Origin of the sequence: Agromyces ramosus, assembly GCF_030817175.1 — a bacterium.
Taxonomy (GTDB): domain Bacteria; phylum Actinomycetota; class Actinomycetes; order Actinomycetales; family Microbacteriaceae; genus Agromyces; species Agromyces ramosus_A.
This window is the reverse complement of record NZ_JAUSYY010000001.1, coordinates 50882-75607: the sequence shown is the minus strand read 5'-3', so window position 1 is coordinate 75607 and position 24726 is coordinate 50882. Positions and strand designations below refer to the sequence as shown.

Sequence of the window (24726 nt, the reverse complement as noted above, 5' to 3'; positions counted from 1 at the left end):
GGCGACCGCCGCATCCGTTCCGACGATTAGGATTGACCCCATGACCGAAGCCTCCGCCCCCGCGCCCGCCGCCACCTCTCACACCGGCTCCAGCCGTGTGAAGCGCGGCCTCGCCGAGATGCTGAAGGGCGGCGTCATCATGGACGTCGTCACGGCCGAGCAGGCGCGCATCGCCGAAGACGCCGGCGCCGTCGCCGTCATGGCGCTCGAGCGCGTCCCCGCCGACATCCGTGCACAGGGCGGCGTCGCGCGCATGAGCGACCCCGACCTCATCGAGGCGATCATCGCCGAGGTCTCGATCCCCGTCATGGCGAAGGCCCGCATCGGCCACTTCGTCGAGGCGCAGGTGCTGCAGGCGCTCGACGTCGACTACATCGACGAGTCCGAGGTGCTCTCGCCTGCCGACTACATGAACCACATCGACAAGTGGGCGTTCAACACCCCCTTCGTCTGCGGTGCGACGAACCTCGGCGAGGCGCTTCGCCGCATCAACGAGGGCGCCGCGATGATCCGCTCGAAGGGTGAGGCCGGCACGGGCGACGTGTCCGAGGCGACCAAGCACATCCGCAAGATCACCTCCGAGATCAACCAGCTGAAGTCGATGACCCGCGACGAGCTCTACGTGGCGGCGAAAGACCTGCAGGCGCCCTACGAGCTCGTGCTCGAGGTCGCCGAGACCGGCAAACTGCCGGTCGTGCTCTTCACCGCAGGCGGCGTCGCCACCCCCGCCGACGCCGCGATGATGATGCAACTCGGCGCCGACGGCGTCTTCGTCGGCTCGGGCATCTTCAAGTCGGGCAACCCCGAGGCACGTGCCGCGGCCGTCGTGAAGGCCACCACCTTCTACGACGACCCGTCGGTCATCGCCGAGGTGTCGCGTGGCCTCGGTGAGGCCATGGTCGGCATCAACGTCGGCGACCTCGCGGCCCCGCATCGCCTCGCCGAGCGCGGCTGGTGACGTCGAACCTCCGGACCGAATCGCTCGACGCACCGCATCCCGCCGAGTCGGGCCCGCGTGTGGGAGTGCTCGCCCTCCAGGGCGACTTCCGTGAGCATGCCCACGTGCTCGCGAAGCTGGGCGCCGACGTGTCGCTCGTGCGTCGGCCCGAGGAGCTCGCGGCGATCGACGGCCTGGTGATCCCGGGCGGCGAGTCGACCGTCATGGACAAGCTCGCCCGCACCTTCGGCCTGCAGCAGCCACTCAAGACGGCCATCGCCGACGGGCTCCCGGTCTACGGAACGTGCGCCGGGCTCATCATGCTCGCCGACACCGTGCTCGATGCGATCACCGGGCAGCAATCGCTCGGCGGGCTCGACGTGGTCGTTCGCCGCAACGCCTTCGGCTCGCAGAACCAGTCGTTCGAGACCGACCTCGACATCCCGGCCCTCGGCGATGAGCCGGTGCACGCGGTGTTCATCAGGGGCCCCGTCGTGGAGTCGGTCGGAGCGGCCGCGACGCCGCTCGCATCGCTGACCGACGGCAGGGTCGTCGCCGTCGAGCAGGGCAACCTCCTCGGAACCAGCTTCCACCCCGAGATCACGGGGGAGTATCGCTTTCACGAGTACTTCCTCGGCAAGGTGCGCGCCCGTACGGTGGACTGATGACCCGGTACATCGCCCTGCTCCGCGGCGTGAACGTCGGCGGCATCACGATCAGGTCTGCCGACCTCCGAGCGCTCTTCGACGAGCTCGGGTTCGACGAGGTGCGCACGGTGCTGGCGAGCGGCAACGTCGTCTTCACGGCGACCGATGACGCGGCATCCGCCGACCCGAAGCAGCGCATCGAGCAAGCGCTTCGCGATCGCTTCGGCTACGACGCGTGGATCGTGCTCGTCACCCGCAAGCAGGTCGAACGGGTGATCGAGGCGTTCCCGTTCGATGCATCCGACGCCGCTCGACAGCCGTGGGTCGTGTTCGGCTCCGACGACGCGGTGCTCGATGACCTCGTGGCGTCGGCAGGAGAGCCCGACCCCCAGGTCGACCCCATCGCCCGCGGTGAAGGCGTCGTCTACTGGAACCCCGTCAAGGGCACGACCGTGCAGACGCCCTTCGCGAAGCTGCTCGCCAAGCCCCGCTACAAGCCCACCACGACGAATCGGAATCTCCGCACCCTGCAGAAGCTGCTCGTCTGAACTGCGTGGAACCACCGCTGTCTTAGAATGGCTGGGCACGGCAGGCGATGTCGCGCGCGAGCATTCGATTCAGGAGACGCATGTCCGGGCATTCCAAGTGGGCGACGACGAAGCACAAGAAGGCGATCATCGACTCGCGTCGTGCGAAGTCGTTCGCGAAGCTCATCAAGAACATCGAGGTCGCGGCGAAGATGGGCGGCGCCGACCTCTCGGGCAATCCGACCCTCGTCGACGCCGTGCAGAAGGCGAAGAAGACCTCCGTCCCGAACGACAACATCGACCGCGCCATCAAGCGCGGCGCTGGGCTGTCGGGTGAGTCGATCGACTACACGACCATCATGTACGAAGGCTACGGCCCCAACGGCGTCGCCCTCCTCATCGAGTGCCTCACCGACAATCGCAACCGCGCGGCCGCCGAAGTGCGCACCCTCATGACCCGCAATGGCGGCACGATGGCCGACCCGGGCTCGGTGGCCTACAACTTCGCGCGCAAGGGCGTCATCGTCGTCAGCAAGTCCGACGGCCTCACCGAAGACGACGTGCTCAGCGCCGTGCTCGACGCGGGCGCCGAAGAGGTCACCGACGAGGGTGACACGTTCGAGGTGATCACCGAGGCATCCGACATGGTCGCCGCCCGCACCGCGCTGCAGGAGGCCGGCATCGACTACGACTCGGCGGATGCCGCGTTCGTGCCGTCGCTCAAGGTCGAGGTCGACGCCGAGACGGCCCGCAAGGTGTTCCGCCTCATCGACGCACTCGAAGACAGCGACGACGTGCAGAACATCTACTCGAACTTCGACCTCACCCCAGAGGTGCAGGCCGAGCTCGAGGCGGAGTAGCCGATCGCCGTGCGAGTGCTCGGCATCGACCCGGGCCTGACGCGATGCGGCGTCGGGGTGGTCGACGTCGACCCGAACCGCACGGCGCGCCTCGTCGACGTCATCGTGCTTCGATCGCCGGCCGAACACGCGACGCCGCAGCGCCTCGCGCGCATCGCCGACGGGCTCGAGGCGATCATCGAGGAGCATCGGCCGCACGCGGTCGCGCTCGAGCGGGTCTTCGCCCGCAGCGACGTGTCGACCATCATGGGCACGGCGCAGATCTCGGGCGTCGCGATGCTCATCGCGGCGCGTCGAGGGCTGCCCGTCGCGCTGCACACGCCGAGCGAGGTCAAGGCCGCCATCACCGGATACGGCCGTGCCGACAAGAAGCAGGTGGGCGCGATGGTCGCGCGCATCCTCGGGCTCGACGCGGTGCCCAAGCCGGCGGATGCCGCCGACGCGCTCGCCCTCGCCATCTGCCACGCCTGGCGCACCGGGGGAGTGGCAGGAGGTGCCGTCCGCGACGCGGCGGCCGGCACCTCCGACGGTGCGACCCTCACGCCGGCGCAGCGGGCGTGGATCGCCGCAGAGCGCTCCGCAGCCGTGTCGGGTGCCGCCCGTAGGCTGAAGGAGTGATCTCCTCTCTTCACGGCCGCGTGCTCACCGCTGCCGGCAACTCGGTCGTCATCGAGGTCGGCGGTGTCGGGTTCCACGTCAACACGACGCCCGCATTCGCGCTCGCCAGTCGAGCCGGACACGAGGTGAGCGCGCACACGACCCTCGTCGTGCGCGAGGACTCGCTCACGCTGTTCGGCTTCGCCACTCGCGACGAGCTCGACGTGTTCGACCTGCTCATCGGCGTCACCGGGGTCGGGCCAAAGTCGGCACTCGGCGTGCTGTCGGCGCTGTCCCCCGACCAGATCGCCGAGGCGGTGCAGCGCGACGACGACGCGGTGTTCCGCAAGGTCAGCGGCATCGGGCCGAAGACCGCGAAGCTCATCACCGTGTCGCTGGCCGGCAAGCTCATCGCCACTGCAGCGCCTTCCCGGGCTACCCCAGTCGTGTCCGGCGGGGCGGCCGAGAGCGTGCTCGCGGCCCTCACCGGCCTCGGCTGGTCCGAGCGAGTCGCCGCCGAGGCGGTCGACGAGACGATCGCCGGGGCATCCGACATCGAAGCGGCCTCGGTGCCCACCCTGCTCAGGCTGACGCTCGCGCGGCTCGGCCCAGCACAACAGCACGGGAGAGCCCGATGAGCGAAGCCGACCTCGATCTCACCGACCCGGTCCTCGCGTCCGAAGCCGAGCTCGCGTTCGAAGGGGCGCTCCGTCCGAAGAGCCTCGAGGAGTTCGTCGGCCAGACTCGAGTGCGCAGCCAACTGCAGCTGCTGCTCACCGCCGCCACCCTGCAGCAGCGCACGCCAGACCACATCCTGCTCGCGGGGCCACCCGGGCTCGGCAAGACGACGCTCGCGATGATCGTGGCCTTCGAGGGCGGCCGACCGCTCCGCATGTCGAGCGGGCCGGCGATCCAGCATGCCGGCGACCTCGCCGCGATCCTCAGCTCGCTCGTACCGGGCGAGGTGCTCTTCATCGACGAGGTCCACCGCATGGCGCGATCGGCCGAAGAGATGCTCTACCTCGCCATGGAAGACTTCCGCATCGACATCATGGTCGGCAAGGGTGCGGGCGCCACGTCGGTGCCGCTCGACCTCTCGCCGTTCACCCTCGTGGGCGCCACCACACGAGCCGGACTCCTGCCGAATCCACTGCGCGACCGGTTCGGCTTCACCGCACACCTCGAGTTCTACGACGAGGCCGAGCTCGAGCGGGTGCTCGCCCGCGCTGCCGTCCTACTCGGCCTCGACGTCGATCAGGAGGCGCTCGCCGAGATCGCCGGTCGATGCCGCGGCACGCCGCGCATCGCGAACCGCCTGCTTCGACGGGTGCGCGATTACGCGCTCGTGCACGGCGGACGAGCCGACATCTCCGCGGTGCGAGCCGCGCTCGAGCTCTATGACGTCGACCCGCTCGGGCTCGACCGTCTCGATCGCGCGGTCATGCAGATCATCCTCACGCGCTTCGGGGGCGGTCCCGTCGGCCTGAACACGCTCGCCGTATCGGTGGGCGAGGAGTCCGAGACCATCGAGGCGGTCGTCGAGCCGTTCCTCGTTCGCATCGGCCTCATCACGCGCACTCCTCGCGGGCGCGTCGCGACCTCAGCCGCGTGGCGTCACTTCGGCTTGTCCGACCGCGCTCCCGACGTGGGAACCGCCCTTCCGATCGATGACCTATAATCCATTGAGGCACAGCCCTCAACGCCACTGACTTCGTGCGCTTGCCGCACACCGGAAGGTACCTCCCTCTCATGACGTTCGATCCGTTCACCATCATCATGCTCGCCGTCCTGGCGGTCCTGATCTTCTTCATGTTCCGTAACTCGCGCAAGCGCCAGGCAGATGCGCGCGAGCTGCAGTCGAAGGTCCAGGCGGGCGCGAAGGTCATGACGAACTTCGGCGTGTTCGGCACCATCCTCTCGATCGATGAAGACGAGAACCAGGTGCTGCTCGAGACCTCGCCCGGCACCGTGCTCACGGTTCACCGCCAGACCGTCGCGCGCGTGGTCGAGCCGAAGGCCGACGTGGTCGTCGACGATGCTCCGGTCGCGGTCGAGGGTTCGCCCGAGTACGGCGAGCGCGTCGAAGACGCAACGACCGACGTGACCACCGACGAGACGCCCGACACCAAGAAGTCGGACGACTAAGACTCCTCCCCGACGCTCGGCCCGCGCTTCTTGCGCGGGCTCCTGCAAAGAAAGCAGAACACCGTGGCTGCACCATCGAAGCGGTCATCCCGGCCGGCGCCCGTCCGTAAGGCATGGCGTTCACTCACCTGGCTGGGTGTGATCATTGCGATCCTCTTCGGCATCAATGCCGCGGGAGTCATCTGGGGCGGAGGATCCTGGACCCCGAAGCTCGCGCTCGATCTCGAGGGCGGCACGCAGATCATCCTCGCGCCGAAGGTCGAGACCGGCGCCGACGTCTCGCAAGAGCAGCTCGACCAGGCGGTCTCGATCATCCGGCAGCGTGTCGACGCGTCGGGTGTCGCCGAGGCCGAGATCAACACCGAGGGTGACAACGTCGTCGTCCGCATCCCGGGGCGAGCTCGACGACCAGACGCGAGCCCGCATCGAGTCGTCGGCGAAGCTCGAGCTGCGCGCCGTGCTGCTCGCCGACGCGGCGACCAACACGTCGATCGAGGCGAGCGCGGAGCCGACCGAAGAGCCCGCCGAGCTGGAGTCGACGCCCACCACGGAACCGACCGACGGCAGCGACCTCGCGTGGGTCACCCCGGCGCTGCAAGACGAGTTCGACAACTTCGACTGCGCCACCATCGACGAGGCCGCCACGAATGTCGCCCCCGCCGACGAGCCGCTCGTCACGTGCGACCTCTCGCGCACCGCGAAGTACCTCCTCGGCCCGGTCGAGGCGAGCGGCGAGAACATCGTCGACGCCACGAACGGCATGGTGCAGACCCAGACCGGCGCCTCCACCGGCACGTGGGCGGTCAACATCGAGTTCGACGGCAAGGGCACCGAGGACTTCGCGGAGGTCAGCACCCGCCTCTTCGGACTCCAGGGCCAGACACCGCGCGACCAGTTCGCCTTCGTGCTCGACGGCGCCGTGCTCACGGCCCCGTCGATGAACGGCGCGATCACCGATGGGCGGCCGCAGATCACGGGCAGCTTCACGCAGGAGAGCTCGAAGTCTCTCGCCGACCAGTTGAAGTTCGGTGCACTGCCGATCAGCTTCACCGTGCAGTCATCCGACACGATCTCGGCGACGCTCGGCACCTCGCAGCTGCAGAGCGGCCTCATCGCGGGCCTCATCGGCCTCATCCTCGTGGTGATCTACACGCTCTTCCAGTACCGCGCGCTCGGTTCGGTGACCATCGCCTCGCTCGTGATCGCCGCACTCATCACCTACCTGATGATCACGATCCTGTCGTGGCGAGAGGGCTACCGCCTCTCGCTCGCGGGCATCGCGGGCCTCATCGTCGCCATCGGCTTCACCGCCGACTCGTTCATCGTGTACTTCGAACGTGTGCGAGACGAGTTGCGCGACGGCCGGCCGCTCGTCGGCGCCGTCGAGGCCGGCTGGAAGCGCGCGTTCCGCACAGTGCTCGCCTCGAAGGGCGTGAACCTGCTCGCCGCGATCGTGCTGTTCATCCTCGCGGTCGGCAGCGTCAAGGGCTTCGCCTACACCCTCGGCCTGACGACGATCATCGACGTCGTCGTGGTGATCCTCTTCACGCACCCGATGCTGCAGCTCCTCGCCCAGACGAGGTTCTTCTCGAGCGGCAACCCGTGGTCAGGTCTCGACCCGAACGCGCTCGGCGCCGTCTATCGCGGTCGTGCCGAGTTCCGCAAACCCGTCGCGGTGTCCGCAAGGAAGGCCGCGTCGAGCTCGAAGGAGGCGCAGCGCCGCCAGACGATCGCCGAGCGCAAGGCGGAGTCGGTCGGCGCCGGCACTACGTCGAACGACGGGAAGGAGTCCTGATGGCCAACCGTCTCACGACCTTCGGCAACGACCTCTACACGGGCAAGCGCTCGTTCAACTTCGTCGGCGGACGCAAGAAGTGGTACACCATCGCCGGTGTGCTGATCCTGCTGTCGGTGATCGTGCCGCTGTTCACCGGTGTGAACTTCAGCATCGAGTTCCGCGGCGGGTCGCAGTTCCAGATCGTCGGCGTCGAGGACGCCTCGCCCGAGCCCGCCCACGAGGCCGTCGCGTCCGTCGTGCCCGACGCGGTGACGAAGGTGACCATCGTCGGAGACGACGGCGTGCGCGTGCAGACCGACCAACTGTCTCAGGCCGACTCCCGCGAGGTCACCACGGCCCTCGCCGAGGCCTACGACGTTCCCGAGGCCGAGGTCGCGTCCTCGTTCATCGGCCCGAGCTGGGGTGCGGACGTCACCCGCCAGGCGATCGTCGGCCTGCTCGCCTTCATCCTCCTCGCCGCGCTCGTCATGGCGCTGTACTTCCGAACCTGGAAGATGTCGGTCGCCGCGATCCTCGCGCTCATGGCCGACCTCATCGTGACCACGGGCTTCTACGCCGCGTTCGGTTTCGAGATCAGCCCCGCGGCCATGATCGGCATCCTCACGATCCTCAGCTACTCCCTCTACGACACGGTCGTCGTGTTCGACAAGATCCGGGAGAACACGGCCGAAGACGGCCAGGAGTCTCGTCGGACCTTCGCCGAGTCGGTCAACCTCGCGGTGAACCAGACGCTCGTCCGCTCCATCAATACGAGTGTCGTGGCGGCCTTGCCGGTGGCGGCGATCCTCTTCATCGGCGCCGGCGTGCTCGGTGCCGACACGTTGCGCGACATCTCGCTGGCGCTGCTCATCGGCATCCTCGTGGGCACGTGGTCGACGGTGTTCATCGCTGCGCCGCTCTACTCGCAGCTTCGCGAGGGAGAGACCGCGATCCACCGTCACGATCAGAAGGTCCTGAAGGAACGCGAGCGTGCGGGCGTCGCATCGGCCGACGCTGAGGCGCTGCCCACGGCGTGATGTTCGCGTCAGGCGAGATGCGGCCGGTCACCCGGTGCCCGAGAAACGGCGATAATTGAGTTCTGGAGGTGCTGAGCGATGACGGAGACCGGGGTCAACTCGACGGCATCGCTGCGCCGTCTGGTCCCTCGGATCTTTTCGAAGGCCCAGCCGTCGGGTGCGGTCGACACGCTCCTGCGCACGGTGCGGATGCACCATCCGAAAGCCGACCTCTCGCTCGTCGAGCGCGCCTACTCGGTCGCTGAGCGCGCCCACGAGGGGCAGAAGCGCAAGAGCGGCGAGCCGTACATCACGCATCCGGTTGCCGTGGCCCAGATCCTCGCCGACCTCGGCATCGGATCCAAGACGGTCGCTGCGGCGCTGCTCCACGACACCGTTGAAGACACCGCGTACACGCTCGACCAGGTGCGCGCCGACTTCGGCGACGAGATCGCGATGCTCGTCGACGGCGTCACGAAGCTCGACAAGGTCAAGTACGGCGACTCGACGCAGGCCGAGACCGTTCGCAAGATGATCGTCGCGATGTCGAAGGACATCCGCGTGCTCATCATCAAGCTCGCCGACCGGCTGCACAATGCGCGCACGTGGGGCTTCGTCCCGGCCGAGTCCGCCTCGCGCAAGGCGACCGAGACCCTCGAGATCTATGCGCCGCTCGCGCACCGACTCGGCATCCAGGCGATCAAGTGGGAGCTCGAGGACCTCTCGTTCGCCGTGCTCTACCCCAAGCTCTATGCCGAGATCGAGAGCCTCGTGAAGCAGCGCACACCGCAGCGCGAGGAGTTCGTCCAGAACGTCATCGATCTCGTCAGCGATGACCTGAAGGTGGCGAAGATCCGCGGCAAGGTCGTGGGCAGGCCGAAGCAGTACTACTCGATCTACCAGAAGATGATCGTGCGCGGACGCGACTTCGACGAGATCTACGATCTCGTCGGCATCCGCGTGCTCGTCAACTCGGTACGCGACTGCTACGCCGTGCTCGGTGCGATCCATGCCCGCTGGACCCCGCTGCCCGGCCGGTTCAAGGACTACATCGCCACCCCGAAGTTCAACCTCTACCAGTCGTTGCACACCACGGTCATCGGACCGAAGGGCCGAGCGGTCGAGATCCAGATCCGCACTCACGACATGCACCAGCGTGCCGAATACGGTGTGGCCGCGCACTGGAAGTACAAGGAGCGCATGGCGGCCGGTCGCACGGCCGAGAAGGGGGGCCAGAACGAGACCGACATGGCGTGGCTCGCGCACATCTCGGACTGGCAGGCCGAGACGGCCGACCCCGGCGAGTTCCTCGACTCACTCCGCTTCGAGATCGGCGCGAAGGAGGTCTACGTCTTCACGCCGAAGGGTCGAGTGATCGGACTGCCCGCGGGCGCAACGCCGGTCGACTTCGCCTATGCGGTGCACACCGAGGTCGGCCATCGCACGATGGGTGCGAAGGTCAACGGCCGGTTGGTGCCCCTCGAAAGCGAGCTGTTGAGCGGCGACGTCGTCGAGGTCTTCACCTCGAAGAATCCCGACTCCGGGCCGAGCAAGGACTGGCTCGGGTTCGTCAAGAGCCCGCGTGCGCGCAACAAGATCCGGCAGTGGTTCACCAAGGAACGCCGCGACGAGGCGATCGAACAGGGTCGCGACGCCATCGCGCGGGCGATGCGAAAGCAGAACCTGCCGCTGCAGAAGCTCATGAACCAGGAGTCCTTCGCCGAGGTGGCGGCGCAGCTGCGCTACGACGACGTGTCGTCGCTCTATGCCGCCGTGGGCGAGGGGCACGTGTCGACGCAGTCGGTGCTCGAGAAGGTCGTCGCCCTCGTGCGCGATGTCGAGGAGGGCGACGAGCCCGACCTGCCGATGCCGGTGCGCTCACGACCCCTTCCGCGGAGCTCGGACTCCGGAGTGCTGGTACGGGGTGCGCCCGACATCCTCGTGAAGCTCGCGCGCTGTTGCACACCGGTGCCCGGTGACGAGATCGTCGGGTTCATCACCCGCGGCTCGGGCGTCTCCGTGCACCAGGCGAACTGCCACAACGTGCAATCGCTGCTGCGTGAGCCGGAACGCATGATCGATGTCGAGTGGGCGCCGAGCTCGAAGAGCGTGTTCCTCGTGCAGATCCAGATCGAAGCGCTCGACCGGGCGGGGCTGCTCTCAGACGTCACTCGCGTGCTCTCGGAGCATCACGTGAACATCCTCTCGGCGAACGTCTCGACCTCGACCGATCGACTCGCGCTCAGCCGCTTCGTCTTCGAGATGGGCGACACCACCCACCTCGACCGCGTGCTCAACGCCGTGCGCCGCATCGACGCGGTGTACGACGTCTACCGCGTCAGCGACGGCTGAGCGGCCACGCGTCGCCTGCGCCCCCGGTGTGCCCGGGGAGGAGGTCGCAAGTGCGCTCGCGCGATCGAGCCGGTCGACGGCACGCGCTCGGTGCGGCATGCGCCGTGACGAGTCGAGTCGCAGTCGAACCGCTTCGGTGACGTCGGGCCGACCGCGCAGGAGGCGCGTCACGACCGCGACCGTGTCGCCCTCGACGGGCGATGGGTCTCGGAGGAGGTCGAATGCGGTTCTCGATACGGACGTGCATCGCGCGCCGCGGTAATCGTCGACATCGCCGTCGCTGAGGGTCACCTCGCGCACGTGGGTTCGACGGTCGCTGATCGCCGCGATGCGCTCGTGATGGGGAACGCAGAACTGCGCGATCGCGGGTGGCGCGTCGAGGGCGCCGTGCACCCATGCGGCCGACCGTCGCTCGATGATGAGCGAGCGCGGCACACGCAGGGCGACGACGGCGGCGCGAAGCGACGGGAGGTCGGGTTCGTCGATGGGTGCCCAGCCGTCGTCGATCGCGACGAGTTCGCCGTCGATGCGCGCCGCGCAGAGCTCGGCGAGTGGGAGGTCATGCGTGCCGAGCACCGTGGGAAGTCGCGCCATGAGCCCATGTTGGAGCATCCGCTGAGCTCATCGGCGCGTCGGAGCCGCAATTGTGGACAACCCGTAGCCCCGGGGCGGTTGTGCGGTCGAGTGGTGGAGCGGCCCTGCTGGCCTGGGTCAGCCGCCGACGGCCTTCAGCCACGCACGACGTGCCTCGAGGGCCTCGCGAGCGGATGCCGCTGCGCGCTCGTCGCCCGACGCCTCGGCCGCGGTGAGCTCGGCCTCGAGCTTGTCGATCGCGGCTTGGAGCTGCCCGAGCATGCCTTCGGAGCGCGCCTTCTTCTCGGGGTCCTCGCGCTGCCAGCGCTCGTCTTCAAGTGACTTGACGTGGTTCTCGACTTTGCGGAGCCGGTCTTCGACGACGCGGACCTGGTCGCGCGGGACCTTGCCGATCTCGTCCCACTTGCGCTGGATGCGGTTGAGCGCGGCCCGCGCCTGCTTGGGATCCTTCTCGGTGAGGAGCGGCTCGGCCTCGGTGAGGAGCGCGAGCTTCTCGTCGAGGTTGGCTCGGTACGCCTCGTCTTCTTGAGCGTCGATCTCTGCCTTGGCGTGGAACAGCACGTCGCCGGCGGCCTTGAACTTCGCCCACAACGCATCGTCGAGCTTCTTGCCGGCGCGGCCGGCGAGCTTCCACTCGTCGAGCAGGTTGCGGTAGTCGCCGACGGCATCGGCCCCTCGGGGCGCGAGTGCCTCTGCGCGCTCGATGAGCGCCTGCTTGCGGGTACGCACGTCGCGGTGCGCGGAATCGAGCTCGGCGAAGAACGCCTTTCGGTGCTGCTCGATGGTCGATCGAGCCGCGCGGAAGCGCTTCCACAGCTCGTTCGCCTCGTTCTTGGGCAGGCGCGGGCCGTCTTGCTGGTGACGCTGCCACGTCGCGAACAGCTCGTCGAGCTCGGCGGTCGCCTGCTTCCACTGCGTCTTCGCGGGGTCTTGCGCCGCGAGCGCCTCGGCCTGCTCGACGATCTTCGTGCGCTCGGCGATGGCCTCTGCGACGGCCGCCTTGGCCTCGGCCTGCTGCTGCTCGGTCAGTTCCTTCGTGGTGCCCGAGAGCGCCTCGAGCCGGCGCGCGAGCGACTCGAGGTCGCCGACCGCGTTGGCCGTCGCCACCGACTCGCGGAGCGAGGCGACCGCCTTCGAGACGTCGGCTGCGGGAGAGCGCCGCGCCGAACGCGCTGCTCGAGGAGGCCGACCTGGCCCGCGAGATCTGCGTACTTCCGCTCGAAGTAGGCGAGTGCCTCTTCAGCCGAGCCGTCGGGGAACTGCCCGACGGCGCGCTCGCCGTCGCTCGTCCGCACGAAGACGGTGCCCGTCTCGTCGACGCGGCCCCACGGTTGCTGCTCTGAATCGGACACGGCCTCACCTTGTCGTAGGTCGGATGCCGCGGGTCGCGGCGATGACGGCATCAAGCCTATTGCACCTGAAAAGTGCGGCGCGGGACCGTCATTGGATCGTGAACCCGGTGATCGTCACCGGGACGGCGGGGGAGCCGTCGGTACTGCCATCTGCGGTGCCGGCGTCGGTGATGCCGGCCTTCAGCTCGTCGAGGCCGCTCGTGACGCGACCGACGACCGTGTAGCCGCCGGCTTCGTCGGCCGTCAGCGTGGTGTCCTCGTAGACCAGGAAGAACTGGCTGCCGTTGCTGTAGCCGTTCTGCTGCTGGCGGGCCATGGCGATGGTGCCTGCGGGGTAGAGCCCGTCTTGGGGCGCGTTCTCGACGGGGCCGTAGCTGTAGCCGGGACCGCCCGTGCCGTCGCCGGCCGGGTCGCCGCACTGGAGCACCCAGATGCTGTCTTTCGTGAGGCGGTGGCAGGTCGTGCCGTCGTAGAAGCCGGACTGGATGAGGCTGATCTCGCTCGCGACGGCCTGGGGGGCTGCGGCGCCGTCGAGCTCGATGCCGAGGGAGACCTCGTTGAGCGTCAGCGTGCCGGTCCAGGTGCGGGCCTCGGCGAGGTCGGGCGACGGCACGTCGCCCTGGTTCTCGCCGGCTGGAGCCGAAGGCGTGGGTGTGGGCGTCTCGGAGGCGACCGGCTCGGGCGTGCCCGGACCACCGCTGAAGTAGAAGAGCTGCGCGCCGGTTGCGAGGGCGAGCACGACGACGAGTGCGATCACCGCGATGACGTTGTCGCGGGTGCGTCGGCGCTGCTTGCTCGCGTGCACCTCCTGTCGGGCCTGGTACGTGCGTAGGCGTGCTCGTTCTTCACGCGCCTGACGGTCATTCGTTGCCACGCATGCTCCTTCTCGGGACTCCTGCGTGCCGACTCTACGCAAGCCCCGGTGCCCGCACCAATCGCGGGGCTGAAACGGGGTGCTCGCGGCCGGTTCCAGGCTGCCGGTCCGCGTTGCACCGGCAGGCGGCGGTGTCGGATGCCGCGGCTACGCTTGCAGCATGGTGGATTCTGGCCTGGGCCTCCGTTCGGGGGCTACGCCCCTCGCGGTGCGCATGCGCCCGACGAGCCTCGACGAGGTGGCCGGCCAGCGCCATCTCCTGACGCCGGGCTCGCCCCTGGTTGCGCTTGCCGGCGACCGAACGGGCGAGTCGGGTTCGGTCTCGGTGATCCTCTGGGGCCCGCCCGGCACCGGCAAGACGACCCTCGCGCAGGCGATCGCGCGGTCGTCGGGCCGCAAGTTCGTCGAGCTCTCCGCGGTCAGCGCGGGTGTGCGCGACGTTCGCCAGGTCATGGAGGAGGCGCGCGCGAGTCGCGACCTCTACGGCCTCTCGACGGTCCTCTTCCTCGACGAGATCCACCGGTTCACGAAGGCGCAGCAAGACGCCCTGCTCCCGGGCGTGGAGAACGGCTGGGTGATCCTCGTCGCCGCGACCACCGAGAACCCGTCGTTCTCGGTCATCTCCCCGCTCCTGTCGCGTTCGCTCCTGCTCACGCTCGAACTCCTCACCGACGACGACCTCGGCATGCTCGTCGATCGCGCGGTGGCCGACCCGCGCGGTCTCGCCGGCGCGGTGGACCTCGACCCAGAGGCCCGCGCGACGATCATCAGGCTCGCCTCGGGCGACGCGCGCCGGGCGCTCACCGCTCTCGAGGCGGCATCCGTCGCCGCGACCCAGTCGGCGGCAGCCGCCGTGCCTCCGGCCGCCGACGACACTGACGCCGACGAGGCCCCCGACGATGAGCACGGCCACGACGACGAGCAGGCGGATGCCGCGGCATCCGTGAAGCCCGTCATCACCACCGAGGTCGTGGCCCGCGCGGTCGACCGGGCCCTGCTCCGCTACGACCGCAACGGCGACGAGCACTACGACGTGATCAGCGCATTCATCAAGTCGGTGCGTGGCAGTGACGTCGACGCGTCACTGCACTACCTCGCCCGCATGATCGAGGCGGGCGAAGACCCGCGGTTCATCGCGCGCCGCATCATCGTGCTCGCCTCCGAGGACATCGGCCTCGCCGACCCCACCGCACTCGGCGTGGCCGTGGCCGCCGCCGACGCGGTGCAGTACATCGGCATGCCCGAGGGGCGCATTCCGCTCGCCCAGGCAGTCGTGCACCTCGCGACCGCACCGAAATCGAATGCCGCGTACGTCGGCATCGACCGGGCGATCGCCGACGTGCGAGAGGGTAAGGCCGGCCGCGTGCCGAAGCACCTGCGCGATGCGCACTACCCCGGAGCGAAGCGGCTCGGCCACGGCAAGGGCTACCGCTACCCGCACGACGAGGAGATCGGCGTCGTCGCCCAGGAGTACCTGCCCGAATCCCTGCGCGGGGCGCTCTACTACGAGCCGACCGAGCACGGCAACGAGCGCGAGGTCTCCGCGCGGCTCGCGAAACTGCGACGCATCGTGCGTGGCGGGCGCTGATGCGAATCGGGCGACCGCGGCGCATTGGGCGGGGCCCGGCCGGCGTGATATCCTGTCCGTTGGCCTGAAGCCTGATTCTCGAGCGCGGCTGCGAGAGAGTCACCGGCGAATGGGTGCGATCTGTAGCCGATCCACCCTTGGCGAATCCCTCTGACACAGTTTTTCGGCGCATGATCGCGCCGTGAATTCACTTGAGATTCTTCCGAAAGGACATTCGTGTCGAACCAGTCACGCAGCAAGACCCGCCTCTCCCGTGCGCTCGGCGTCGCCCTCACCCCGAAGGCCGCCCGCTACATGGAGAAGCGTCCGTACGCCCCGGGCGAGCACGGCCGCACCAAGCGCAAGCAGGACAGCGACTACGCGGTGCGTCTTCGTGAGAAGCAGCGCCTGCGCGCCCAGTACGGCATCCGCGAGAAGCAGCTGCGCATCGCCTTCAACGAGGCCCGTCGCGCCGAGGGCCTGACCGGTGAGAACCTGGTCGAGCTGCTCGAGATGCGTCTCGACGCCATCGTGCTTCGCGCCGGCTTCGCCCGCACCATCTCACAGGCCCGCCAGTTCGTCGTGCACCGTCACATCCTGGTCGACGGCCAGCTCGTCGACCGCCCCTCGTTCCGCGTGAAGCCGGGCCAGCTCGTGCACGTCAAGGCACGCAGCGAGGGCACCGAGCCCTTCCAGGTCGCGGCCGCCGGCGGTCACGTCGACGTGCTGCCCAAGCTCCCCGGCTACCTCGAGGTCGAGCTCGACAAGCTCCAGGTGCAGCTCCTCCGTCGTCCGAAGCGCGTCGAGGTCCCCGTGACCTGCGACGTGCAGCTGGTGGTGGAGTACTACGCCGCTCGCTGACGTACAGCACTCGAGCAGGGGTCGCGGGATGTTTCCCGCGGCCCCTGTTTCGTCTCGCCGGCCGCTCCGCGCGCGCCACTAGACTATTGCGAGGCGTGCCGAGCGCAGTGCGCCGGCGAGAAATCGATCAGGGAGCACCTCGTGAAGAGCATTCTGTGGTTCACCGTCGGCGTCGCGGCCGGATTCGTCGTCGCGCATCAGGTCAACCAGACCTCGCAGGGCAGGGACTTCTTCTCCAGCGTCGACGCGAAGGCACGGGCGTTCGGCAACGCGATCGCCGAGGGCTACCACGCCCGTGACGCCGAGCTCCGCGCGGAGGCCGGCGACGCCCCTGCAGCTCGCTGACACGCCGACCCACCTCTTCGACGGCCCGGAAGCACCGGGCGGGACCAGAACGGAACCATGCAGACTGCCGACATCCGCCAGCGCTGGCTGGACTTCTTCGCCGAGCGCGGCCACACGGTCGTGCCGTCGGCGTCGCTCGTCTCCGATGACCCCACGCTGCTCTTCACGGTCGCCGGCATGGTGCCGTTCGTGCCGTACCTCACCGGCCTCGTTCCCCCGCCGTACCCGCGTGCGACGAGCGTGCAGAAGTGCATCCGCACGAACGACATCGAAGAAGTGGGCAAGACGCCCCGTCACGGCACGTTCTTCCAGATGAGCGGCAACTTCTCGTTCGGCGACTACTTCAAGGAAGGCGCCATCCGCATGGCGTGGGAGCTGCTCACCACGTCCGAGGCCGACGGCGGCTACGGTTTCGACCCGAACGACCTCTGGGTCACGGTGTACGAAGACGACGACGAGGCGATCGAGCTCTGGAAGGCGATCGCGGGCCTCCCCGAAGAGCGGATCCAGCGTCTCGGCAAGGACACCAACTACTGGCACACCGGCCAGCCCGGGCCCGCCGGCCCGTGCTCGGAGATCTTCTTCGATCGTGGACCGGAGTACGGCGCCGACGGCGGTCCGGCGACCGACGATGACCGCTATGTCGAGATCTGGAACCTCGTGTTCATGCAGTACCTCATCGACGATGTCGTGTCGAAGACCGACTTCCGCATCGTGAAGGACCTGCCGAAGAAGAACATCGACACCGGCATGGGGCTCGAGCGCGTCGCGTTCATCAAGCAGGGCGTCGACAACATGTACGAGATCGACCAGGTGCGGCCGGTCCTCGACCGCGCGGCCGAACTCTCGGGGCGACGTTACGGCGCGAACCACGACGATGACGTGCGCATGCGGGTCATCGCCGACCACGTGCGCTCCGCGCTGATGCTGATGAGCGATGGGGTGAGCCCGTCGAACGAAGGGCGCGGCTACATCCTGCGGAGACTGCTCCGCCGGAGCATCCGTGCCATGCGGCTGCTCGGGGTGGAGGGGCCGACGTTCCGCGAGCTGTTCGCGGCGTCGCGCGACGCGATGAAGTCCGCGTATCCCGAGGTCGCGGCCGACTACACGCACATCGAGCAGCTCGCGCTCGGCGAGGAGGAGACCTTCCTCCGCACGCTGACGGCCGGCACCTCGATCCTCGACCTCGCCGTCACGAAGACGAAGGGCTCGGGGCAGGCCGAGCTCGCGGGCGACACCGCGTTCCTCCTGCACGACACGTACGGATTCCCCATCGAGCTCACCCTCGAGATGGCCGACGAAGCCGGGCTCTCGGTCGACCGTGCCGCCTTCGACACGCTCATGACGCAGCAGCGCACCCGCGCGAAGACCGACGCGAAGTCGAAGAAGAAGGTGCTCGCCGACCTCTCCGTGTACGCCGACTTCCGGGCCAAGGGCGAGACGATCTTCACCGGCTACACCGATCTCACGACCCAGTCGACGGTGCTCGGCCTGCTCGTCGACGGCCGCCCCGTGCCGTTCGCGACGGCCGGCCAGACCGCGGAGGTCATCCTCGCCGAGACCTCGCTCTACGCGGAGTCCGGCGGGCAGGCACCCGACCAGGGCCGCATCGTCGGCGACGGATTCGAGCTCGAGGTGCTCGACGTGCAGAAGCCCATCAAGGGCCTCATCAGCCACACCGTGAAGGTCACCACCGGAGAGGTCGGCGTGGGCGTTCCCGCGACCACCCTGGTCGACGAGCAGTACCGTCGCGGCGCGACGCAGGCCCACTCGGGCACGCATCTCGTGCACGCGGCCCTTCGACAGGTGCTCGGCCCCAATGCCCACCAGTCGGGCTCGTTCAACAAGGCGGGCTACCTCCGGCTCGACTACGGCTGGAACTCTGCGCTCTCGGCCGATACCCGCAGCGAGATCGAGGACATCTCCAACGCGGCGATCCGCGACAATCTCGAGGTCGTTACTCGCGAGATGCCCCTCGAGGAGGCGAAGTCGCTCGGCGCGATGGCCCTCTTCGGCGAGAAGTACGGCGACGTCGTTCGCGTCGTCGACATCGGCGGTCCTTGGTCGCGCGAGCTCTGCGCGGGCACGCACGTGTCCACGAGCGCCGAGGTCGGCATGATCAACATCGTCGGCGAGTCATCCGTCGGAGCCTCGAACCGACGTGTCGAGTCGCTCGTCGGCCTCGACGCGTTCCGCAGGTTCGCCTCCGAGCGTGCGCTCGTCTCCGAGCTCACGACGACCCTGAAGACGCGACCCGAGCAGCTCGTCGACCGGGTGGGCGAACTCGTGTCGAGCCTGAAGGCGGCGGAGAAGCGCATCCAGGCGTTCGAGGCGCGGGCGCTGAGCGACCGAGTGCCGGCGCTCGCGGCGAAGGCGGCACGGGTGGGCGACGTGCTGCTGGTGGCGGAGTCCGTCGGTGAACTCGGCTCCGGCGACGAGTTGCGTTCGCTGGCACTCTCGGTGCGCGGGCAGATCGGCGATGCGGCATCCGTCGTCGCCCTCGCCGGTGTCGTCGGCGGCAAGCCGCTCGCCATCGTGGCCACCTCGCCTGCTGCCCGCGACGCCGGCGCCAACGCCGGCTCGCTCGCGAAGGCCATGGCCAGCGTGCTCGGCGGCGGCGGCGGCGGCAAGCCCGACCTGGCGCAGGGCGGTGGCAGCGATGTGTCGGCGATCCCTGCTGCACTCGAGGCCGTGCGCACAGGGCTCAGCCGGTAGCGCGCGTGCGAACGGGTGCGAGGCTCGGCATCGACGTCGGTCGGGCGCGCATCGGCGTCGCCCGTTGCGACGCCGGCGCGGTGCTCGCCGTGCCCGTCGAGACTGTCGTGCGAGCGGCTGAGGGCGACGCCGACGTGCGCCGCATCCTCGAGCTCGCCGACGAATTCGGCGTCGTCGAGCTGGTCGTCGGCAACCCGCTCTCACTCTCGGGCAACCCGACGGCATCGACCGACGACGCCATCGGCTTCGCCCAACGGCTCGCGGATGCCGGTGCACGAGTGCGCCTCGTCGACGAGCGTCTCTCGACGGTGAGCGCCCAACAGGCGCTCCGCGCATCGGGCAAGTCGTCGCGGAAGCAGCGTCCCATCGTCGACCAAGTCGCAGCCGTTATCATTCTGCAACACGCGATCGACGCGGAGCGCTCCTCGGGCATCGCCCCGGGGCGGGCGCTCGGCACTGAAGAAGGGCTTCCAACCCTGTGACCCAGCTCCCCCCAGAGCGACCTGACGAGGGCCCTGCACCCATCGACTGGCACGCGCTGCTCGCCGGCGACGTGCGGCCGACCACCGGTGCGGGCGTTCCCGCAGCCGACTCCCGCGGCGCTGCCCCGGCCTCTGACAGCTCGCAGCCGATGACCCGCCGTGAGGCGCGCGAGGCCGAGCAACGGCGTCAGGCGCTCGCCGAGCAGGCGGAGGCGGACGTCGCCGAGCCGGTCGAGGTGCGTCCGTTGCGGACCGATCCGCGTGACGTGACAACCGACCCCTACGGCGAGCCCGAGAAGCCGAGGCGGCGCGGCGCGTGGGGCTGCCTCATCGGCCTCATCGTGGTCGTCGCGCTCGGGGCCGGCGCCTTCTTCTTCCTCCAGGGTCCGATCAACTCGCTCGTCGAGCGCTTCACTCCCGCCGCCGACTACTCGGGCGAGGGCACCGGCGAGGTCGTCTTCATGATCCACGAGGGCGACACCGGCTCGAGCATCGCCGAGAACCTCGTCGATGAGGGCGTCACCGCGTCGTACGACGCGTTCTACGACCTCCTCCTGGAGGAGACTCCCGAACCCGAGTTCCACCCGGGCGCCTACCTCATGGCCGAGGAGATGAGCGCGCAGGCGGCGCTCGATGCCCTGCTCGATCCGGCGAACAAGCTCGAGAACACGTTCGTGATCCAAGAGGGAATGTGGGCGAAGAACGCCCTCGCCGAGGTCGCATTCGTCACCGGCATCCCCATCGAGCAATTGCAGGCCGCCGCCGCGAACCTCCCGGCCCTGGGCCTGCCGCCCGAGGCGACGAGTGTCGAGGGCTTCCTCTTCCCGGCGACCTACACGGTCGAGCCGGGCATGACGGCCGACGGCGTCGTGAAGATGCTCGTCGACCGTTCGTTCGAAGCACTCGATGCCGCGGGGGTCGCCCCGGCGGACCGCTGGCGCACCGTCGTCAAGGCATCGCTCATCGAGCGGGAGGCGGGACTCCGCGACGACTACTACAAGGTGTCGAGGGTGATCGAGAACCGCCTGAACCCCGAGCTGTTCGACAGCGGCCTCCTCCAGTTCGACTCGACCGTGCACTACGGCGTCGGCGACGACTCGGTCGTCACGACCACCGACGCCCAACGGGCCGACCCCGCGAACCCCTACAACACCTACGTGCACCCCGGGCTGCCGCCCGGGCCGATCGGCAATCCCGGAGACCTGGCGATCGACGCGGCGCTCCATCCCGCCGATGGCCCGTGGCTGTACTTCGTCACCGTCGACCTCGACACGGGCGAGACGGTGTTCTCGTCGACCATCGACGAACACGATGCCGCCGTCGAGCGCTTCCTCGCCTGGCTCGAAGAGCACCCCGAGTACGGGAACTGACGCCGTGCACCGTCTCGCCGTGCTCGGCTCGCCGATCGAGCACTCGAAGAGCCCGACATTGCACCGCGCGGCCTACGCGCAACTCGGTCTCGACTGGCAGTACACGGCGATCGACCTCGACCGACCACGCCTGCCGGCCTTCCTCGACACCCGCGACGAGTCCTGGCGCGGCCTCTCGCTCACGATGCCGCTCAAGCAGGATGTGCTGCCGCTGCTCGATGACGTCGACCAGGTCGCCGTGCAAGCCGGCGCAGCCAACACCGTGCTCTTCGACGGGCCGACGCTCCGCGGCTTCAACACCGACGTCGGCGGCATCGTGCGCACGCTCGGCGAGCACGGTCTCGACTCGGTGCACCGGGGCCTCCTGATCGGGGGCGGTGCCACCGCGGCATCCGCGCTGATCGCGATGGCGCAGCTCGGGGCCGCACACGTCCGCGTGCTCGTCCGGCGGCCGGGCGCCGCGTCGCCGCTCCAAGCGCTCGGCACGAGCCTGGGCCTCGCGGTCGACGAGGCGCCGATCGCCGACCTCGCCACAGCCGACGGCGCCGATCTCGTCGTCAGCACGGTGCCAGGCGGCACCGACCTCGGCGTCGCGGCATCCGACGCCCTCGCGCGCCACGCGGTGCTCCTCGACGCCGCGTACGACCCGTGGCCGTCTCGGCTCGCGGCACCATGGCTTGCGACGGGCGGCACCGTCGTGCACGGCCTCGGGATGCTCCTGCACCAGGCGCTGCTGCAGGTCCGCGTCTTCGTGAACGGTGACCAGCACTCACCGCTCGATGACGAGGACGCCGTGCTCGCCGTCATGCGCGAATCCCTCTCCTGAGCCTGTGGAAGGATAGTGGGCATGCTCCGTTGGCTCACTGCCGGAGAGTCGCACGGGCCTGAGCTCGTGGCGATCCTCGAGGGTCTTCCCGCCGGTACCCCCGTCTCACTCGACGACATCCGCGCCGATCTCGCGCGTCGCAAGCTCGGCTACGGCCGCGGTGCGCGCATGAAGTTCGAGCAAGACGAATTGGCGATCTCGGGCGGCGTGCGCCACGGCCTCAGCCTCGGCAGTCCCGTGGCGCTGCGCATCGGCAACACCGAATGGCCGAAGTGGCAGGAGGTCATGAGCCCCGAGCCCATCGACCCCGCGAAGCTCGGCCGCGGTCGAGGGGCGCCGCTCACCCGCCCCCGTCCGGGCCACGCCGATCTCGCCGGCATGCAGAAGTACGGCTTCGATGAGGCACGCCCGGTGCTCGAGCGCGCGAGCGCACGTGAGACCGCGGCGCGCGTCGCACTCGGGGCCGTCGCCCGTGCCTTCCTCCGAGAGCTCGGCATCCAACTCGTGGCACATACGATCGCCATCGGCCCTGTGCGCGTTCCCGAGGGTCGCCCCCTGCCGCTCCCCGGTGATGTCGATCGGCTCGACGCCGACCCGCTGCGCTGCTTCGACGCCGAGACCTCTGCGCTGATGGTCGCCGAGGTCGACGCCGCTCACAAAGACGGCGACACGCTCGGCGGCGTCGTCGAGGTGCTCGCCTATGGCGTGCCACCGGGTCTCGGCTCCTACGTGCACTGGGACCGCCGCCTCGACGCGCAGCTCGCGGCCGCCCTCATGGGCATCCAGGCGATCAAGGGCGTCGAGGTCGGCGACGGCTTCCTCACGACCACGCGCCGAGGGTCCGCCGCACATGACGAACTGCACCAGGGCGACGGGCACATCGTGCGCGCCAGCGACCGTGCGGGCGGCACGGAGGGTGGCATGTCCACCGGCACCGTGCTCCGCGTGCGCGCCGGCATGAAGCCCATCGCGACCGTGCCGCACGCCCTGCCCACCGTCGATGTCGCCACGGGCGAGGCGGCCGCGGCTCACCACCAGCGATCCGACGTGTGCGCGGTGCCCGCCGCGGGTGTCGTCGCCGAGGCGATGGTGGCCCTCACCCTCGCGAACGCCGTGCTCGAGAAGTTCGGGGGCGACTCGATCGCCGAGACGCGCCGCAACCTCGAGTCCTATCTCGCGGCGATCCCCGACGCGCTCCGCAGCGAGGTCGCGTCGGCGGATGCCCCGGCCGAACGTGCCTGACCGTCGCGACGGCGTCCCCCTCCCCGTCGTGCTCATCGGCGCGATGGGGGCGGGCAAGTCCCGGGTCGGACAGCGGCTCGCGGCGACCCTCGGTGCACCGTTCGTCGACACCGATGCTCGCATCGCCGATCGGTACGGGCCGATCGACGAGATCTTCACGCGCGAGGGCGAGGAGTACTTCCGCATCGTCGAGCGAGAGGTGGTGGCCGATGCGCTGCGCGAGGAGGCGGTGATCTCCCTCGGCGGTGGCGCAGTGCTCCACCCCGAGACTCGCGAAGACCTCGCCGACCTGCCGGTGGTATGGCTCCAGGTCTCGCCCAAGGCGGTCGCCCCTCGACTCTCAGGCGGCAACCGGCCGCTGCTGGCCGAGGGCGGTCTCGAGACCTGGAAGGCGATCCTCGAGGCGAGGCGCCCGATCTACGAGGCCCTCGCCGACCTCGCCATCGACACCTCGCGCCGCCCGGTCGCGCGGATCGTCGACGACATCACCGGGCAGCTCGGAGGCACACGATGACGGCACGCGACGATCGCACCAACATCCGGGTGGGTGGCGAATCCGGCTATGACGTCGTCGTCGGTCGCGGCACGCTCGGCGAGCTCGCCGATGCGCTCGGCAGCGCACCGAGCAAGGTGCTCGTGGTGCATCCGGCGACGCTGGGCGCGCGAGCCGCCGCACTCCGTGAGGCGCTCTCCGACCGGTTCGAGGTCTTCCTCGCCGAGGTGCCCGACGCCGAGGCCGGCAAGCGCATCGAGGTGGCGGCATTCTGCTGGCAGGTGCTCGGCCAAGCCGACTTCACGCGCACCGATGCCGTCGTCGGCTTCGGCGGGGGAGCGATCACCGACCTGGCCGGTTTCGTCGCCGCGACGTGGCTCCGCGGCGTGCGCGTCGTGCAGGTGCCGACGACCGTGCTCGGCATGGTCGACGCGGCGGTGGGCGGCAAGACCGGCATCAACACGAACGAGGGGAAGAACCTCGTCGGGGTGTTCCATGCACCGGCCGCGGTGCTCTGCGACCTCGACCTGCTCGACACCCTCCCGAAGAACGAGATCCTCGCCGGCTTCGCCGAGATCGTGAAGGCCGGCTTCATCCGCTACCCCGAGATCCTCGACATCATCGAGGCGGATCCCGACGTGGCGACCGACCCATCGACCCCCGAGTTCCGGCGCGTCGTCGAACTCGCGATCCAGATGAAGGCCGACGTCGTCTCCGAGGACTTCACCGAGCAGGGCCTCCGCGAGATCCTGAACTATGGGCACACCCTCGGCCACGCGGTCGAGCACGCCGAGCGCTACCAGTGGCGTCACGGTGCCGCGGTCGCGGTGGGCATGGCGTTCGCCGCCGAGCTCGGGCGACTCTCGGGGCGGCTCTCCGACGAGGTCGCCGATCGCCACAAGCGGGTGCTCGATCTCCTGAGCCTGCCTACGACCTACCCGGCGGGCCGGTGGAACACCCTGCTCGCCACCATGCAGCGCGACAAGAAGGCGCGAGCAGGACAGCTTCGCTTCATCGTGCTCGACGATCTCGCAAAGCCCACGGTGATGCTCGCCCCCGACCCGTCGCTGCTCTTCGCCGCATACCAGGAGATCGGTTCCTGACGAGGAACGAACGGTGGGCGGATGCCGCCGGCATCCGCCCACCC

21 protein-coding genes and 2 pseudogenes are annotated in these 24726 nt (G+C 69.2%); 21 read left to right on the top strand and 2 right to left on the bottom strand.

Annotated elements, in window-relative coordinates; genetic code table 11:
* Positions 1-40: 40 nt before the first annotated feature.
* The 11 genes and pseudogenes from pdxS (at position 41) to QFZ26_RS00280 (ending at position 10858) form a co-directional block, all read left to right on the top strand.
* Complete coding sequence (gene pdxS / locus QFZ26_RS00330; protein WP_307038505.1) at positions 41-958, top strand: pyridoxal 5'-phosphate synthase lyase subunit PdxS; 918 nt, start codon at positions 41-43, stop codon at positions 956-958.
* The gene (pdxT, locus tag QFZ26_RS00325) at positions 955-1602 is read left to right on the top strand and encodes a pyridoxal 5'-phosphate synthase glutaminase subunit PdxT (protein ID WP_307038504.1); all 648 of its coding nucleotides are present in this window, start codon (positions 955-957) and stop codon (positions 1600-1602) included. Before pdxS ends, pdxT begins: the two co-directional genes overlap by 4 nt.
* Positions 1602-2132 carry a DUF1697 domain-containing protein gene (locus QFZ26_RS00320; RefSeq protein WP_307038503.1) on the top strand — a complete coding sequence of 177 codons (531 nt, stop codon included), beginning with the start codon at positions 1602-1604 and terminating at the stop codon, positions 2130-2132. Before pdxT ends, QFZ26_RS00320 begins: the two co-directional genes overlap by 1 nt.
* 80 nt (positions 2133-2212) lie before the next feature.
* Positions 2213-2971, top strand: coding sequence for a YebC/PmpR family DNA-binding transcriptional regulator (locus QFZ26_RS00315; protein ID WP_307038502.1), 759 nt, complete (start codon positions 2213-2215; stop codon positions 2969-2971).
* Between the two features lie 9 nt (positions 2972-2980).
* On the top strand, positions 2981-3589 hold the full coding sequence (gene ruvC, locus QFZ26_RS00310; protein WP_307038501.1) for a crossover junction endodeoxyribonuclease RuvC: 609 nt from the start codon (positions 2981-2983) through the stop codon (positions 3587-3589).
* Positions 3586-4206: a Holliday junction branch migration protein RuvA gene (ruvA, locus tag QFZ26_RS00305; protein ID WP_307038500.1), complete on the top strand. Its 621-nt coding sequence runs from the start codon at positions 3586-3588 to the stop codon at positions 4204-4206. The genes ruvC and ruvA overlap by 4 nt, the downstream gene beginning before the upstream one ends.
* Positions 4203-5246: a Holliday junction branch migration DNA helicase RuvB gene (gene ruvB, locus QFZ26_RS00300; RefSeq protein WP_307038499.1), complete on the top strand. Its 1044-nt coding sequence runs from the start codon at positions 4203-4205 to the stop codon at positions 5244-5246. Before ruvA ends, ruvB begins: the two co-directional genes overlap by 4 nt.
* A 71-nt stretch (positions 5247-5317) precedes the next feature.
* A complete protein-coding gene (yajC, locus tag QFZ26_RS00295; RefSeq protein ID WP_307038498.1) occupies positions 5318-5713 on the top strand; it encodes a preprotein translocase subunit YajC in 396 nt (131 codons plus the stop codon).
* Positions 5714-5776: 63 nt separating this feature from the next.
* Positions 5777-7508 (top strand): annotated as a pseudogene (gene secD / locus QFZ26_RS00290) (protein translocase subunit SecD).
* On the top strand, positions 7508-8527 hold the full coding sequence (gene secF / locus QFZ26_RS00285) for a protein translocase subunit SecF (protein WP_307038497.1): 1020 nt from the start codon (positions 7508-7510) through the stop codon (positions 8525-8527). The pseudogene secD and the gene secF overlap by 1 nt, the downstream one beginning before the upstream one ends.
* Before the next feature lie 78 nt (positions 8528-8605).
* On the top strand, positions 8606-10858 hold the full coding sequence (locus QFZ26_RS00280; protein ID WP_307038496.1) for a RelA/SpoT family protein: 2253 nt from the start codon (positions 8606-8608) through the stop codon (positions 10856-10858).
* Between the two features lie 711 nt (positions 10859-11569).
* Here QFZ26_RS00280 and QFZ26_RS00275 read toward each other — a convergent pair.
* A pseudogene (locus QFZ26_RS00275) lies at positions 11570-12804 on the bottom strand (DUF349 domain-containing protein).
* An 88-nt stretch (positions 12805-12892) separates the two neighbouring features.
* Positions 12893-13678 carry a peptidylprolyl isomerase gene (locus tag QFZ26_RS00270; RefSeq protein ID WP_307038495.1) on the bottom strand — a complete coding sequence of 262 codons (786 nt, stop codon included), beginning with the start codon at positions 13676-13678 and terminating at the stop codon, positions 12893-12895.
* Between the two features lie 160 nt (positions 13679-13838).
* Between QFZ26_RS00270 and QFZ26_RS00265 the strand changes: the two genes are divergently transcribed.
* The 10 genes from QFZ26_RS00265 to aroB all read left to right on the top strand — a co-directional run bounded on the left by QFZ26_RS00265 (position 13839) and on the right by aroB (position 24682).
* Positions 13839-15266: a replication-associated recombination protein A gene (locus tag QFZ26_RS00265; protein ID WP_307038494.1), complete on the top strand. Its 1428-nt coding sequence runs from the start codon at positions 13839-13841 to the stop codon at positions 15264-15266.
* Between the two features lie 216 nt (positions 15267-15482).
* Positions 15483-16106 (top strand): 30S ribosomal protein S4, encoded by a 624-nt coding sequence (rpsD, locus tag QFZ26_RS00260; protein WP_307038493.1) that lies wholly within the window; start codon positions 15483-15485, stop codon positions 16104-16106.
* A 141-nt stretch (positions 16107-16247) separates the two neighbouring features.
* A complete protein-coding gene (locus QFZ26_RS00255; RefSeq protein WP_307038492.1) occupies positions 16248-16451 on the top strand; it encodes a hypothetical protein in 204 nt (67 codons plus the stop codon).
* 57 nt (positions 16452-16508) lie between these two features.
* The gene (gene alaS, locus QFZ26_RS00250) at positions 16509-19166 is read left to right on the top strand and encodes an alanine--tRNA ligase (protein WP_307038491.1); all 2658 of its coding nucleotides are present in this window, start codon (positions 16509-16511) and stop codon (positions 19164-19166) included.
* 5 nt (positions 19167-19171) lie between these two features.
* Positions 19172-19648 (top strand): Holliday junction resolvase RuvX, encoded by a 477-nt coding sequence (gene ruvX / locus QFZ26_RS00245; protein WP_307038490.1) that lies wholly within the window; start codon positions 19172-19174, stop codon positions 19646-19648.
* Positions 19645-21018 carry an endolytic transglycosylase MltG gene (gene mltG, locus QFZ26_RS00240; protein WP_307038489.1) on the top strand — a complete coding sequence of 458 codons (1374 nt, stop codon included), beginning with the start codon at positions 19645-19647 and terminating at the stop codon, positions 21016-21018. Before ruvX ends, mltG begins: the two co-directional genes overlap by 4 nt.
* A 4-nt stretch (positions 21019-21022) precedes the next feature.
* Positions 21023-21844 carry a shikimate dehydrogenase gene (locus QFZ26_RS00235; protein WP_307038488.1) on the top strand — a complete coding sequence of 274 codons (822 nt, stop codon included), beginning with the start codon at positions 21023-21025 and terminating at the stop codon, positions 21842-21844.
* Positions 21845-21865: 21 nt separating this feature from the next.
* On the top strand, positions 21866-23086 hold the full coding sequence (gene aroC / locus QFZ26_RS00230; RefSeq protein WP_307038487.1) for a chorismate synthase: 1221 nt from the start codon (positions 21866-21868) through the stop codon (positions 23084-23086).
* Positions 23064-23600 carry a shikimate kinase gene (locus QFZ26_RS00225; protein WP_307038486.1) on the top strand — a complete coding sequence of 179 codons (537 nt, stop codon included), beginning with the start codon at positions 23064-23066 and terminating at the stop codon, positions 23598-23600. The genes aroC and QFZ26_RS00225 overlap by 23 nt, the downstream gene beginning before the upstream one ends.
* Positions 23597-24682 (top strand): 3-dehydroquinate synthase, encoded by a 1086-nt coding sequence (gene aroB / locus QFZ26_RS00220; RefSeq protein ID WP_307038485.1) that lies wholly within the window; start codon positions 23597-23599, stop codon positions 24680-24682. The genes QFZ26_RS00225 and aroB overlap by 4 nt, the downstream gene beginning before the upstream one ends.
* Positions 24683-24726: the final 44 nt, after the last annotated feature.

Coding starts and splice junctions, on each gene's coding strand:
- pdxS (WP_307038505.1), top strand. CDS start 41: ATGACCGAAGCCTCCGCCCCCGCGCCCGCCGCCACCTCTCACACCGGC.
- QFZ26_RS00320 (WP_307038503.1), top strand. CDS start 1,602: ATGACCCGGTACATCGCCCTGCTCCGCGGCGTGAACGTCGGCGGCATC.
- QFZ26_RS00315 (WP_307038502.1), top strand. CDS start 2,213: ATGTCCGGGCATTCCAAGTGGGCGACGACGAAGCACAAGAAGGCGATC.
- ruvB (WP_307038499.1), top strand. CDS start 4,203: ATGAGCGAAGCCGACCTCGATCTCACCGACCCGGTCCTCGCGTCCGAA.
- yajC (WP_307038498.1), top strand. CDS start 5,318: ATGACGTTCGATCCGTTCACCATCATCATGCTCGCCGTCCTGGCGGTC.
- secF (WP_307038497.1), top strand. CDS start 7,508: ATGGCCAACCGTCTCACGACCTTCGGCAACGACCTCTACACGGGCAAG.
- QFZ26_RS00280 (WP_307038496.1), top strand. CDS start 8,606: ATGACGGAGACCGGGGTCAACTCGACGGCATCGCTGCGCCGTCTGGTC.
- QFZ26_RS00265 (WP_307038494.1), top strand. CDS start 13,839: ATGGTGGATTCTGGCCTGGGCCTCCGTTCGGGGGCTACGCCCCTCGCG.
- alaS (WP_307038491.1), top strand. CDS start 16,509: ATGCAGACTGCCGACATCCGCCAGCGCTGGCTGGACTTCTTCGCCGAG.
- aroC (WP_307038487.1), top strand. CDS start 21,866: ATGCTCCGTTGGCTCACTGCCGGAGAGTCGCACGGGCCTGAGCTCGTG.
- QFZ26_RS00225 (WP_307038486.1), top strand. CDS start 23,064: ATGCCCCGGCCGAACGTGCCTGACCGTCGCGACGGCGTCCCCCTCCCC.
- aroB (WP_307038485.1), top strand. CDS start 23,597: ATGACGGCACGCGACGATCGCACCAACATCCGGGTGGGTGGCGAATCC.